Annotated in this window: 12 protein-coding genes and 1 tRNA gene; 10 read left to right on the plus strand and 3 right to left on the minus strand. The window is 74.0% G+C overall.

Going from position 1 to position 13,238, the window contains the following annotated elements; genetic code table 11:
- Positions 1 to 106 precede the first annotated feature (106 nt).
- From IW256_RS31710 to IW256_RS31735, 6 genes are all read left to right on the plus strand, one after another.
- Positions 107 to 1,321 (plus strand): glycosyltransferase, encoded by a 1,215-nt coding sequence (locus tag IW256_RS31710; RefSeq protein WP_197014446.1) that lies wholly within the window; start codon positions 107 to 109, stop codon positions 1,319 to 1,321.
- Between the two features lie 3 nt (positions 1,322 to 1,324).
- The gene (locus tag IW256_RS31715) at positions 1,325 to 2,296 is read left to right on the plus strand and encodes an NAD-dependent epimerase/dehydratase family protein (protein WP_197014447.1); all 972 of its coding nucleotides are present in this window, start codon (positions 1,325 to 1,327) and stop codon (positions 2,294 to 2,296) included.
- Between the two features lie 90 nt (positions 2,297 to 2,386).
- Positions 2,387 to 3,544, plus strand: a complete 1,158-nt coding sequence (locus tag IW256_RS31720; protein WP_197014448.1) for a glycosyltransferase — start codon at positions 2,387 to 2,389, stop codon at positions 3,542 to 3,544.
- Positions 3,544 to 5,469, plus strand: coding sequence for an asparagine synthase (glutamine-hydrolyzing) (gene asnB / locus IW256_RS31725; protein WP_197014449.1), 1,926 nt, complete (start codon positions 3,544 to 3,546; stop codon positions 5,467 to 5,469). The genes IW256_RS31720 and asnB overlap by 1 nt, the downstream gene beginning before the upstream one ends.
- Complete coding sequence (locus IW256_RS31730) at positions 5,466 to 6,680, plus strand: glycosyltransferase (RefSeq protein ID WP_197014450.1); 1,215 nt, start codon at positions 5,466 to 5,468, stop codon at positions 6,678 to 6,680. The genes asnB and IW256_RS31730 overlap by 4 nt, the downstream gene beginning before the upstream one ends.
- Positions 6,677 to 7,987: a lipopolysaccharide biosynthesis protein gene (locus IW256_RS31735; protein WP_197014451.1), complete on the plus strand. Its 1,311-nt coding sequence runs from the start codon at positions 6,677 to 6,679 to the stop codon at positions 7,985 to 7,987. The genes IW256_RS31730 and IW256_RS31735 overlap by 4 nt, the downstream gene beginning before the upstream one ends.
- A gap of 133 nt (positions 7,988 to 8,120) precedes the next feature.
- Here the strand turns inward: IW256_RS31735 and IW256_RS31740 are convergent.
- The 3 genes from IW256_RS31740 to IW256_RS41670 all read right to left on the minus strand — a co-directional run bounded on the left by IW256_RS31740 (position 8,121) and on the right by IW256_RS41670 (position 8,685).
- Positions 8,121 to 8,193 (minus strand) — tRNA-Ala (locus tag IW256_RS31740).
- A gap of 80 nt (positions 8,194 to 8,273) precedes the next feature.
- Positions 8,274 to 8,510, minus strand: coding sequence for a hypothetical protein (locus IW256_RS31745; protein WP_197014452.1), 237 nt, complete (start codon positions 8,508 to 8,510; stop codon positions 8,274 to 8,276).
- A gap of 55 nt (positions 8,511 to 8,565) precedes the next feature.
- Positions 8,566 to 8,685: a DLW-39 family protein gene (locus IW256_RS41670; RefSeq protein WP_307829246.1), complete on the minus strand. Its 120-nt coding sequence runs from the start codon at positions 8,683 to 8,685 to the stop codon at positions 8,566 to 8,568.
- Positions 8,686 to 9,024: 339 nt separating this feature from the next.
- Between IW256_RS41670 and IW256_RS31750 the strand changes: the two genes are divergently transcribed.
- The 4 genes from IW256_RS31750 (at position 9,025) to IW256_RS31765 (ending at position 13,236) form a co-directional block, all read left to right on the plus strand.
- Positions 9,025 to 9,240 (plus strand): hypothetical protein, encoded by a 216-nt coding sequence (locus tag IW256_RS31750; RefSeq protein ID WP_197014453.1) that lies wholly within the window; start codon positions 9,025 to 9,027, stop codon positions 9,238 to 9,240.
- Between the two features lie 152 nt (positions 9,241 to 9,392).
- On the plus strand, positions 9,393 to 10,202 hold the full coding sequence (locus tag IW256_RS31755; protein ID WP_197014454.1) for an SDR family NAD(P)-dependent oxidoreductase: 810 nt from the start codon (positions 9,393 to 9,395) through the stop codon (positions 10,200 to 10,202).
- A gap of 99 nt (positions 10,203 to 10,301) precedes the next feature.
- Positions 10,302 to 11,171 carry an aldo/keto reductase gene (locus tag IW256_RS31760; protein WP_197014455.1) on the plus strand — a complete coding sequence of 290 codons (870 nt, stop codon included), beginning with the start codon at positions 10,302 to 10,304 and terminating at the stop codon, positions 11,169 to 11,171.
- Positions 11,172 to 11,400: 229 nt separating this feature from the next.
- Positions 11,401 to 13,236 carry a M64 family metallopeptidase gene (locus IW256_RS31765; protein ID WP_197014456.1) on the plus strand — a complete coding sequence of 612 codons (1,836 nt, stop codon included), beginning with the start codon at positions 11,401 to 11,403 and terminating at the stop codon, positions 13,234 to 13,236.
- The last annotated feature ends 2 nt before the right edge of the window (positions 13,237 to 13,238 follow it).

Below are 13,238 nucleotides of genomic sequence, written 5' to 3' on the forward strand. Positions count from 1 at the left end.
TCTGTCTGACTTAGTCGGGCTGCATTGTTCGGCCTTGGCACGGCTTTTATCGAGCCACACCCGAGAGCATTCGATAAAGGCGCGAATTCGCGGGTAGGTGCCCGCCATGATCGACGACCGAGTGGATTTCCCGGCGGACGGCGAGCGCCTCAGGGTGATGCGGGTCATCGCGCGCATGAACGTCGGCGGACCGGCGATGCAGGTCGCCGCCCTGGCGCGCGGCCTGGACGCCGCGCGCTTCGACCACCGGATCCACTGCGGGTTCGTCGGCCCGGACGAGGCCGACTACGTCGACCTGTGCGCGCCGGAGATCGAGGTGCGCCGCGTGCCGGGGCTCGGCCGCTCGGTACGGCCCTCCGACGACGGCCGCGCCCTGCTGCGCCTGGTCTCGGCCATGCGCGCGTTCCGTCCGCACATCGTGCACACCCACACCGCCAAGGCGGGTGCGCTGGGGCGGACGGCCGCCGTGCTGGCCAGGGTGCCGGTGCGCGTCCACACCTTCCACGGGCACCTGCTCCACGGCTACTTCCCGCCGGCCAAGACCCGCATGGTCGTCCAGGCCGAACGGGCCCTCGCCCGGGTCACCGACCACATCGTGGCCGTGGGCGGCCGGGTCCGCGACGATCTGCTGGCGGCGGGCATCGGAACCCCGGGCAAGTACTCCGTGGTTCCGCCGGGCACCGACCTGCCGCCGCTTCCCGAACGGGAGGCGGCCAGGCGTTCGCTCGGGCTGCCCGCGGACGGGCCCGTCGTCGCGTACGTGGGACGGGTCACGCGGATCAAGCGGCCGGACCGGTTCGTGGAGGTCGTGCGCGCCGTCGCCCGCGAGGAGCCGGCGGCGCGGTTCGTGCTCTGCGGCGACGGCGACCTCGTTCCCGAGGTGCGGTCCGCGGCCCGGGAGCTGGGCGGCGCGCTGCGCCTGCTCGGCTGGCGGGCCGATGTGGAGACCGTCTACGCGGCGGCGGACGCCGTCCTGCTCACCTCGGACAACGAGGGCATGCCCGTCTCGCTGATCGAGGCCGGGCTCGCCGGGCTGCCGGCGGTCGCCACGAAGGTGGGCGGCGTGCCGGAGGTCGTCCGGGACGGCGAGACCGGGCTGCTGGCCGCGACCCGCGCGGGCGAACTGGCCGCCGCCACCCTGCGGCTCCTCCGGGACGAGCCGCTGCGCCTGCGGCTGGGCCACGCCGCCCGGATCCGGACCACGGAACGGTTCGGTGCCGCCCGGCTGGTCTCGGACATCCGTCACCTCTATGCGTCGATCGCCGTGGAACGGGGCTGGTGGCGCCCGTCCGCGGTCGGCGACCTCGTAGCGAAGGACTGACCGTTGAAGATCATCGTTACCGGCGGGGCCGGATTCATCGGCGCCAACCTCTGCCGCGAGCTGGCCGCGCGCCCGCGAGTCCGGCAGGTGGTGGCGATCGACGACCTCAGCACCGGGTCGGCCGCCAACCTCGGCGGTCTGGACGTGCGGCTGGCCGAGGGCAGCATCCTCGATCACGACCTCGTCGAGGAGACCGTCGCGGGCGCCGACGCCATGGTGCACCTCGCGGCGCGGCCGTCGGTGCCCCGGTCGCTCGCCGACCCGGTCGCCAGCCACGAGGCCAACGCCAGTGGCACGGTCCATCTCCTGGAGGCGTGCCGCCGGCACCGGGTCCACATGATCGTCGCGTCGTCGTCCTCGGTGTACGGCTCGGTGCGGGAGCTGCCCAAGCACGAGGACCTCGCCACCCGCCCGCTCAGCCCGTACGGGGCCAGCAAGCTGGCCGCGGAGTCCTACGCGCTCGCCTACGGGGCCAGCTTCGGCCTTCCCACTCTCGCCCTGCGCTTCTTCAACGTCTACGGGCCGCTGCAGCCGGCGGCCCACGCCTACGCCGCCGTGATCCCCGCGTTCATCGACGCCGCGCTGCGCGGCGAGCCGGTGCGGGTCCACGGCGACGGGCACCAGACGCGCGACTTCACCTACGTCGGGACGGTCACGCGCGTGCTGGCCGACGCGGCGCTGCGCACGGTCACCTGCCCGGACCCGGTCAACCTCGCGTTCGGCACCCGGATCTCGATCCTGGAGCTGATCCGGCGGCTGGAGGACGTCCTCGGAATGCCGATCGCGGTCCGGCACACGTCCCCGCGGGCCGGGGACGTGCGCGACTCCCAGGCGGCGGCCGACCGCCTCCGCGAACTCTTCCCCGAAGTCGCGCCGGTCCCCCTCGACGTCGGGCTCGCCCGGACCGTGGAGTGGTTCCGCGGCCTTCCACACCGGCCCGGTGAGCCGGCGCCGGGCGAGCCCGTCGCCGGGTGACGGCCGGGTCCAGGGAAACGTCGCCGGCCGGTGACAGGAGAGGTGCGTCACTCCATGCTGTCGAATGAACACTCTGTGTATGGTGCGAGCGTGGCTCGTCACGAGAACCCGCGGGTGGACGAGCGCCGCGCGAAGGCGCCGCCGCTCGCCAAGGTGTGCCTGCTCATCGGCCAGCTCGGGCTGGGCGGCACCGAGAAGCAGGTCGTGCTGCTCGCCGAGGGCCTGCACCGGCGCGGCGTGGACACGACCGTGCTGGTCATGTTCGGCGGAGGCCCGCGCGAGCGGATGCTGCACGATGCCGGAGTGGAGGTGATCCGGCTGGGCTTCCACACCCGGAGGGACGGGCGGGGCAGGCTGCCGCTCAACGCCGCCGCGTTCGCCCGGCTGGTGGGCGAGCTGCGCCGCCTGCGGCCGGACGTGCTGCACGCGTTCCTCTACCACAGCTACGTGACCGCGGCCCCGGCCGCGCGCCTGGCCGGTGTGCCGGTGCTGGTGGCCGGACGCCGCAGCCTCGGCGACTTCAAACGCGGGCGGCGGCTGGTCCTGGCGGCCGAGCGCGTCGCGACGCGGATGACCGACCTCCTCGTGGCCAACGCCGAGTCCGTGGCCGAGGACACCCGGCGCGGCGAAGGGGTGCCGCCCGGCAAACTCACCGTCGTCTACAACGGGCTTCCCGACACGGCGTTCGAGCCAGCGGCACCGGCCGAGATCGTCACCGGCGCGCCGGTACTGCTGTGCGTCGCCAACCTCAAGCGCGGGAAGGGCCACCGCCACCTGCTCGACGCCGTGGCCCGGCTCGGTGAACGGGGCCGGCCGTGCACGCTGGTGCTGGCCGGCGACGGCCCGGCCCGGCCCGCGCTGGAGCACCAGGCCGCGCGGCTCGGGGTCGACGTGCGGTTCCTCGGCGGCCGGACCGACGTGGAGGCGCTGCTCGCGCGGGCCGACGTGGTCGTGCTCCCCTCCCTGCACGAGGGCATGAGCAACTCGATCATGGAGGCGATGGCGGCCGGCCGGCCGGTCGTCGCGACCGATGTCGGCGGCAGCGGCGAGCTCCTGCAGGGGCGCGGGGTGCTGGTGCCGCCGGGCGACTCGCGCGCGCTGGCTGACGGGCTGGAACGGGTCCTGGACGACCCGGGGCTCGCCGAGCGCCTCGGGGCCCGCGCCCTCGACTGGAGCCGCGCCCACCTGCGCGCCGACACGATGGTCGAGCGGCACATCGACCTCTACACGCGCCTCCTGGCCCGCTGATGTGCGGGATAGCGGGCACCGCGTCGACGGGCCGCGCCGACCCGCGGCTCATCCGCCGGATGTGCGACGCGATGGTCCACCGCGGCCCGGACGGCAGCGGCTTCCACGACGGCGAGCACGCCGCCCTCGGCATGCGGCGGCTGGCGATCATCGATGTGGCCGGCGGGGACCAGCCCGTCTACAACGAGGACGGGACCGTCGCCGCCGTCTTCAACGGCGAGATCTACAACTTCGGCGCGCTCCGCGGGGACCTGGTCCGGCGCGGCCACCGCTTCACCACGTCCGGCGACAGCGAATGCCTCGTGCACCTCTACGAGGAGTACGGCGACGACCTGGTGCACCGGCTCCGCGGGATGTTCGCGTTCGCCATCTGGGACGGCAGGCGCGGGCGGCTGCTGCTGGCCCGCGACCGGGTGGGCAAGAAACCGCTCTACTACAGGGCGAACGGCACGTCGCTGTCGTTCGGCTCGGAGCTGAAGACGCTGATGCAGGACCCGGGCATCCCCCGCGAGGTGGACCCGGTGGCCCTGCACCACTACCTGACCTACCAGTACGTCCCCGCCCCCTGGTCCATCTACGGCGAGGTGCGCAAACTCCCGCCGGGCCACCTGCTGGTCTGGCAGGACGGCGAGTTCGACGTCCGCCGCTACTGGCGCCTGGACTTCACGCCGCGCCAGGTGTCCGGCGAGGAGGAGGCCGCCGAGCGGCTGCGCGAGCTGCTCCTGGAGGCCACCCGGATCCGGATGACCAGCGAACGGCCCCTCGGGGCCTTCCTGTCCGGCGGGATCGACTCCTCGGCCGTGGTCGCGGCGATGGCCATGGAGTCGTCCGCGCCGGTGAAGACCTTCAGCATCGGATTCGACGAGCGCCGGTTCGACGAGCGGCAGTACGCGCGGATGGTCGCCGAACGCTACGGCACCGACCACCACGAACTGGTCGTCAGCCCGTCCGTGCTGGACGTGCTTCCCACGCTGGCCTGGCACTACGACGAGCCGTTCGCCGACTCCTCGGCGATCCCCAGCTTCTACGTGGCGCGGATGGGCCGCGAGCACGTGACGGTCGTCCTCAACGGGGACGGCGGCGACGAGTGCTTCGGCGGCTACCGGCGCTACGTGGCCATGATGAGGACGGGCCGAGTGGCGGTGCCCGCGGCCCTGCGGCCCTCCCTCGGCCGGTTCGGGACGCTGCTGACCTCCCGCAGCTCCTCGCGCACCCACCTGCGCCGGGCCGGCCGGGTCCTGGAACTGCTCGGCCAGCCGGCGCCGCGCCGCTACGCGCGCCTGATGTCGTACTTCACGCCCGAGCAGAAGTTCGAGCTCTACACCGACGCGCTGCGCGAGCGGCTGGCCGGGATCGACAGCTACCGGCTCATGGACGACGCGTTCGCCGCCTCCCGCGCCGGCTCCGACATCGGACGCATCATGGACGTCGACGTCAACACCTACCTGCCCGGCGACCTCCTGGTGAAGATGGACATCGCGACGATGGCCAACTCCCTGGAGGCGCGCTCCCCGTTCCTGGACCACCATCTGATGGAGTGGGCCGCCGGGCTCCCCGCCGGAATGAAGATCCGCTCGGGCACGACCAAGTACCTGCTGAAGAAGGCCGTGGCGGAGTGGCTTCCGCCCGAGCTCATCGCCCGCCCGAAGATGGGCTTCGGGGTGCCCCTGGCGGCCTGGCTGCGCACCGAGCTGTACGAGCTGTCGTGGGACGTGCTGACCGACCGGACGGCGGCGGCGCGGGGCCTGTTCCGTCCCGAGGTGGTCCGGGGCCTGCTCCGCCAGCACCGGGCGGGCAGCGACCACAGCGCCCGGATCTGGGCGCTCATCCAGTTCGAGCTGTGGCACCGGACGTTCGCCGACGGCGGTCCCCTCCGGGCGCCCGACGCGGTGCCGGTCGGCGGCCCGGAGTGTCAGCCCACGTGAGGCCCGCCGGGGGACGGCCGCTGCGGATCGTGCTGTCCGTCGGTTCCCTCAACGTCGGGGGCACCGAGACGCAGCTGGTGAAGCTGGCCCGCGGCCTGCGGGAACGGGGGCACGACGTGCACGTGGTCGCGCTGTGCCGGGGCGGCCCCCTCGAAGCCGATCTCCGGGCGCTGGGCGTCCCCACCCGCGTCTTCTCGTTCGGAGGGTTCCGCCGGGACGGCTGGGACCGGCCCTCCCCTCGGCCCCCCGCGCGGCCCCCCGCGCGGCCGTCCGCGCGGCCGTCCGCTCGGCCGTCCGGCGCCGTCCGCCGAAGGGTCCAGGCCACGCGCCGCCTCCTCCACGCGACGGGGAGGCTGCTCGCGCTGTGGTGGCACCTGCGTACTCTCAAACCGGACGTGTGCCACGCCTTCCTGTTCACGTGCTGCACCCGCGTCCTGCCCCTGGCCTGGGCGGCGGGCGTGCCGGTGAGGGTGAACGGCCGCCGCGGCGCGTCCCCGCCCACCCCCACCGGGCTCGTCCGCCGGGTCCTGGACACCGCGAGCCGCCGTTCCTCGTCGCAGTACGTCACCAACTGCCACGGCATCGCCCGGGAGCTGCTCGGCCCGGACGGGGTGCCGGCCGACCGCGTCGAGGTGATCCCGAACGGGGTGGAGCTGCCCGCGGAGCCGGCGGACGCGGCCCGCTGCCCGCCGACCGGGATCGTCGTCGCCAACCTCATCGCCTACAAGGGCCACGCCGACATCGTGGAGGCGCTCGCGCTGCTGCCCGATCCGCCGCGCGTGCGGTTCGTGGGGGACGGGCCGGAACGGGAACGGCTCGGCGCCCTGGTCGAGGCCCGGGGGCTGCGCCACGTCGTGGAGCTGGCCGGCGCGGTGCCCGACTCCCGGACGCTGCTGCCCGGCCACCAGTTCGCCGTGCTCGCCTCACACGCCGAGGGCCTGCCGAACGCGGTCCTGGAGGCGATGGCGGCGGGCCTGCCGGTGATCGTCACCGCGGTCGGCGACCTGCCCGAGATCGTCACGGACGGCCGCGACGGGCTGCTGGTCCCGCCCCGCGACGCCGCCGCGCTGGCCGCCGCGATCGGCCGGGTCGCCGCCGACCCGGAACTGCGGGCGGCGCTGGGGGCCGCGGCCCGCCGGACCGCGCGGCGCTACGGCGTCCGCGAGTGCGTGGCGCGGCACGAGGCGGTCTACCGGGCGCGCCTGCGGTGAGCACCTCGGCGCGCCGGGTCGCGCACACGGTGACGACACGCGTCGTGTCGCTCCTGCTCAGCGGCGTCAGCGGCATCGTCATCACCCGCGCGCTCCAGCCGGAGGGGCGGGGCGCCTACTACGTCGTGGTGACCATCGCCCTCATCGCCCTGTCCATCGGGCACCTGTCGGTGGCGCAGTCGCACGTCTGGATGTGGACGGAGGCCGGGCACCGTCCCGCCATCACCGCCAACAGCGCCGGCCTCGGCCTGGGCGTGGGCGCGCTGGCCGCACTGACCACGGCCGGCGTCGTCCTGGCCCTCGGCCCCGGGACCGTCCCCGCGCCCGGCCACGGCGACCTGGCATGGGCGCTGGCCGCGATCCCCTTCGCCATGGCCGTGCTGTACCTCAACACCGTTCTCGTCCTGAAATCCAGGGTCGATGTCGTGAACCGGGGCGCCGTTCTCGGCGCCTCGGTGCAGTGCGGGCTGCTGGTCCTCCTGGCGGTGCGCGGGATCTCGCCCGGCCAGGCCGTCATGGTGTGGGCGCTGTCGATGATCGTCCCGCTGGCCGTGCTCGTCCCGGCGGCCCGGCCCCGGCTCCGGCACGGCGACCTGGGGCTGGCCCGCCTGGCCATCGGGAAGGGCCTGCGCTACCACACCGGGCTCGCCGCGCTCTTCCTGCTCTTCCGGACCGACGTCCTGATGCTCGACCGGATGACGACGGCGGCCGCGGTCGGGCTGTACTCGCTGGCGGTCACCGTGGCCGAGCAGGCGAGGCTGACCACCGACGCGATCGCGCAGGTGGTGCTGCCCAGGCAGATCGACACCGGGCACGACGAGGCCGCGGCGGTGACCGCCCGCGCCACCCGCTTCACCGCGCTCTTCGCCCTGGGGTCGGTGGTGGCGATCTGCGCCGCCGCGCCGGTCGCGATCCCGCTGGTGTACGGCTCGGCGTTCGCCGGTGCCGTCCCCGCGCTGCTGGGGCTGGCCCCCGGGCTGCTGTTCCTGGGGGCGACCAGGCCGATCGGCGCGTTCCTGCTGCGGCTCGACCGCCCGCTGCTCGGCTCGGCGATCTCCGTCGCCGCGCTGGTCCTCAACATCGTCCTGAACCTGTGGCTCATTCCCGCCCACGGCATCGTGGGGGCGGCGGCGGCGTCGAGCGTCGCCTACGCCATGGTGGCCCTGCTCCAGAGCGTCTGGTTCCTGCGGGCCACGGGCGCGCCGCTGCGGAGCCTGCTCCCGGGGCCGGGGGATCTGGCGTACGTGTGGGCGAAGCTGGCCGGGGCCAGGCTGATGCGGCGCGCCGCATCACGCCGGGCCTCGTGAACGGAGGCGGCGGAACATCCGGCCGCCATCGAAGCCCACCTCGCGGGCCACGGCCCCCGTCCGGGGCAGCGGGTACGGCCATGGAAAAGCCCCTGACCGGCGCGATCGCTGGTGCAGGGGCCTGACGGTCCTGTGGAGCCATGGGGAGTCGAACCCCAGACCTCCGCCTTGCAAGGGCGGCGCTCTACCAACTGAGCTATGACCCCGGGAGTGCTGCCTAGAGGGAATGCTGCCTAGAGGCTATCGCACGGAGGGCAGCGCAGGAACGAGCGCGGCGACCGTCCGGTCATTCCGGTCCGGTCCCGGCCGCGCCCTCCGGGAGACGGGCGGCGCCGGCGGGACGGGCCCGGGCCGGGGACGTCGCGCTCGTGGCGATCGTCACAGTGATGTGCGCCGCCGTTCCGGGGACGACTCCGACGGCCGCGACCGCCCCGGCGAAGGCCGTCTCCACGGCGTCACCGGCGGCGAGCGCGCTCCCGGCGGGATCGTGGCGGGCGCCGGCGACCGGCACCGCGCCGTTCACGCCGGGCCTTCCCTCGAAGCCGTTCCCCCGGTCGCGGCGGGGACTCTCCGGCGTCTCAGCTGTCGGTGGACGTCGCCTCGGTCCACAGGTCAAGCTCGGCGCGGTCCTGCTGGAGCCGCCGCCAGACGACGAAGCCACCAAGGGCGACAACGGCGAGAACGATCAGCTTCTTCACGGTGGGGACCCCTTCACCTCGACTTATGAAGCCAAGCCCGGGGACGAGCGATGCAGATGGTGCTCCCCCAGGCTCTCCGCAGCCTAGCAACCGACGCCCGGCGACCCGCACCGTGTCGGCGTTATCGGACTCATCGTCCAAACAGATGCCCGGAACCCGCCCGGGACCGACCGGGCGGCGCCCCTCGTCCAGGGCGTACCAGATGCCGGTACGCACCATTCTAGGGCGCTCGCGGCGTCCGCGGTGGGGGTTTCCGTGGCGGTACCGGCCTCGTGGCGCCTTTCCTGTCACCGCCGCGCCACCTGGCCCCCCGCGCCGATCGGCCGGATAATCCGGAGTATGAGGGCAGAGGATGACTTCGGCCTCTGGGAACGCGAGCTGGAGAAAGGCCCGCCCCTCGGCGGCGGACGGGGCGGAGCCCGGGGCATGCTGCTGGTCGCCGCGCTGACCGCGGCCGGCTGCGGCGCGCTGATCACGATGGGTCAGGTGGGGCTCGGCGCCGCCGGGCTGATCCTCTCTTCGCTCGTCCTGCTGCTCTGGCGTGTCGGAATGTGACCGACAGGTCATAGGCGGGACCGGAAGGGTCATGGGAGGGACCGGAAGGGCCGGTTCCGGCCACCCGAAGCCGGAGGCCGGACTCCCGGACCAGCGCCGGATCAACGCCCCACCCCTGGGGCGGCAGCGTCCGGCGTGCGATCATCGGGCCCATGGAACTGCGCGGTGCGAGGGTCCTGGTGACGGGCGCCACCGGCGGCATCGGCCAGGCGCTGGCGCTGGCCTTCGCCGCACGCGGCGCCGAGACGGTGCTCACCGGGCGGCGGACCGAGGTGCTCGACCCTCTCGCGGACCGGATCGCGGACCGGACGGGCACGCGTCCCGCCACGTTGGCCGCCGACCTCGCCGACCGCGACGCGCCCGCCGCCCTGCTGGACCGCGCGGGCGAGGTCGACGTGCTGGTGGCGAACGCGGCGCTGCCCGCGTCGGGCCTGCTCAGCGGCTACTCCATCGGCGAGATCGACCGCGCGCTGGAGGTCAACCTGCGCGCGCCCATCGTGATGGCCAAGCTCGCCGGGGAACGGATGGCCGCCCGCCGCCGGGGCCACCTGGTCTTCGTCTCCTCCCTCGCGGGCAAGACGGCGTCCGGCCGGGCGTCCCTCTACAACGCCACCAAGTTCGGCATGCGCGGCTTCGCGCTGGCGCTGCGCGAGGACATGCGCGAGCACGGCGTCGGAGTCTCGACCGTCTTCCCCGGCTTCATCCGGGACGCGGGCATGTTCGCCGAGGCCGACGTGAGCCTGCCGCGCGGTGTCGGCACCCGCTCGCCGGGGGACGTGGCGCGGGCAACCGTACGGGCGGTCGAGCGGAACATCGCCGAGATCGACGTGGCACCGCTCGGCCTGCGCCTGGGCGCCCTCCTCGGCGGCGCCGCACCCGCCCTCGCCGCCGCGGTGCAGCGCCGCGCGGGCGGCGACGCGATCACCCGGGGCCTCGCCGAGGGCCAGCGCGGCAAGCGCTGACGGCACGCCCCCGCGTTCCCGCGCGCACCACCGGCGGTGATGCAATGGAGGAAGACCGTCTGGTGACGAGAAGACCGAAAACGTCGTTGGGAGCGATCCATGACTGACTCGACCGAGCGTCCGGTGGCGGCGAGCGGGACGTACCGCATCGGCGGCGACCTGCCGGTCCACCGGCTCGGGTACGGGGCCATGCAGATCACCGGCCCGGGGATCTGGGGCGAGCCCGCCGACCGCGGCGAGTCCCTCCGGGTGCTGCGCCGCGCGGTGGAGCTGGGCGTCACGCTGATCGACACCGCCGACTCCTACGGGCCGTTCGTCAGCGAGGAGCTGATCGCCGAGGCGCTGCACCCGTACCCGGACGACCTGGTGATCGCCACGAAGGGCGGGCTGACCCGGTCCGGTCCCGGCCAGTGGCACCCGGTGGGACGTCCGGAGTACCTGCGGCAGTGCGTGGAGATGAGCCTGCGGCGGCTGCGGCTGGAGCGCATCGACCTGTACCAGCTGCACCGCATCGACCCCAAGGTGCCGCTGGACGAGCAGATCGGCGTGCTGCGGGAGCTGCGGGACGAGGGCAAGATCCGGCACATCGGCCTCTCCGAGGTGTCGGTGGACGAGCTGGAGGCCGCCCGCAAGCACGCCCCGATCGTCTCGGTGCAGAACCTCTACAACCTGACCTCGCGGAACTCGCAGGACGTCCTGGAACGGTGCGAGGCGGAGGACATCGCGTTCATCCCCTGGTTCCCGCTGGCGACGGGCAAGCTGGCCGAGCCGGGCGGGACGCTGGCCGAGGCCGCGGCCCGCCACGACGCCAGCCCGGCCCAGCTCGCGCTCGCCTGGCTGCTGCACCGCTCGCCGGTGATGCTGCCGATCCCCGGCACCTCGAAGGTCGCCCACCTGGAGGACAACCTCGCGGCGGCGGCGATCTCCCTGACCGGGGACGAGGTCGCCCGGCTCGACGCCCTCGCCTGACCGCTCCACACACGTTGGCTTGCGGCGAGTTGCTGTGTTGGGGCCACCCAAAGGCAGCAACTCGCCGCAACTCAACGGAGGGTCAGGACGGCGCGGGGACGGCGACAAAAAGGCGATCTTGCGGCGATAATCCGGCTCAGCCCGCTCGACCAGCGGGCCGAGCCGGCGTGCGCCGATCCCGGACCGACCCCCTGTCCAGCGCGCGCCCTCACCTGAGGAGGTCCCGCGCATGGGGCAAGTCACGACCGGGAGAACCAGGACCGCCGCCGCCGTCACGGCCGCCGCCGCGCTGCCGCTGGCGATGCTGACGGCGACCGGCGCCGCGGCGGACGGCGTCATCGCCGCCCCGGACGCCGCGAAGGTCGTCCCGGTCCAGGTCACGGGCGACCCGGCCAAGCGCTTCAACCTGGTGATCCTGGGAGACGGCTACACCGAGGCGGAGCTGCCGGAGTTCCGCGCCCACATCGACAAGCACCTCAACGACCTGTGGACGATCGAGCCGTTCAAGTCGTACCGGTCCTACGTCAACGTCTACGCCGTCGAGATCGCCTCGGCGGAGAGCGGGGTCGGGTGCGACCCCGGCCTGTCGTCCCCGCGCCCGCGGACCCCGCTGGGCATGGCCTTCTGGGGCGGCTGCCGGGAGGCGGGCCCGCAGCGCCTGCTGACCATGAACGCGTCCGCCGCCCGGACCTACGCCGACCTGGTGACCGGGACGACGTCCGGCAACCGGCAGATCCTCGCGCTGGCCAACAGCGATACCTACGGCGGCGCGGGCGGCACGTACGCCACGGCGTCCGGCGGCAACGCACTGTCGGCCCTCATCACCCCGCACGAGCTGGGCCACTCGCTCGGCGGCCTGGACGACGAGTACGACTACTACCAGCGCGGCGTTCCCGGCGGCACCTACACCGGCCCCGAGCCCGACTCCGTCCACCACACACTGCTCACCGAGCCGCAGATGAAGGAGCAGAAGGCGAAGTGGTGGCGCTGGCTGGGGGAGCGCAGCGAGTCCGGCGGCGTCATCGGGCGGTACGAGGGCGGGCTCTACATGACCAGGGGCGTCTGGCGGCCGAGCCGGCACTCGATGATGAAGACGCTCGGGTACTACTTCGACCAGCCCGCGCGGGAGCGCATGACCCAGCGCGTCTCCGCCAAGGTGAACCTCATCCAGGACGCCACGCCGAACGAGGCGCCGGTGGGCGCCGACCGCGTCCTGTGGCTGGAGACGATGCATCCCACCGGCCATGAGCTGTCGGTGCGCTGGACGGTCGACGGCCGGGAGCTGCGGCGGGCGCGCGGCGCCCGCAACCTCGACCTGGCGCGGCTGCGCCTGGCGCCCGGCGCGCACACGGTCGAGGCCACGGTCACCGACCCGACCGCGTTCGTCCGGGACCCGGCGATCCGCGGGTCGGCCGCGCTGACGCGGACCCGCGCGTGGCAGGTCGACACCCGGGTCACGACGCCGCCGGCGGACGTCCCGGCGGGCTTCGGCGGCACGACCCCGACCGACCGCCCGGTGGGAGCCGGGGACGTCGTCCACGCGGAGACGACGCACCCGGTCCGGGAGATCCCGGAGATCCGGTGGGAGATCGACGGCCGGCCGGTGCGCGGCGGCGAGCGCTCCATCGACCTGGAGCGGCTCCGCCTCTCCCCCGGCACGCACCGGCTCACCGCCCGCGTGGGCGCGCAGACCCGGGCCTGGACGGTCGACGCGCGCCCGCCGACGGCGTCCGTCGAGCTGTCCCGCCCGGCCGAGACGGTGCGGCGTCCGGGCCGGCCGCCCGAGTACGTCTTCGACGGCCCGTTCACCATGCGCATGACCACGGCCGACGACCGTCCGGGCACCGTGGTCGGCGAGTTCCGGGTGAACGGGGACGGCTGGTACAACTACTTCGGCTGGCCCACCGACTCCTCGGCGCCGTTCCTGTTCACGGAGAACGGGACGGTGATCGACCACCTCTCCTACGGCGGCATCGGCAAGGGCCGGCACACCATCGAGTACCGCGCGATCGACCCGGCGGGCAACATCGGCGAGCCGAAGCGGTTCGTGGCGACGCTCCGCTGACC

The organism is Actinomadura viridis, assembly GCF_015751755.1.
Taxonomy (GTDB): Bacteria; Actinomycetota; Actinomycetes; order Streptosporangiales; family Streptosporangiaceae; genus Spirillospora; species Spirillospora viridis.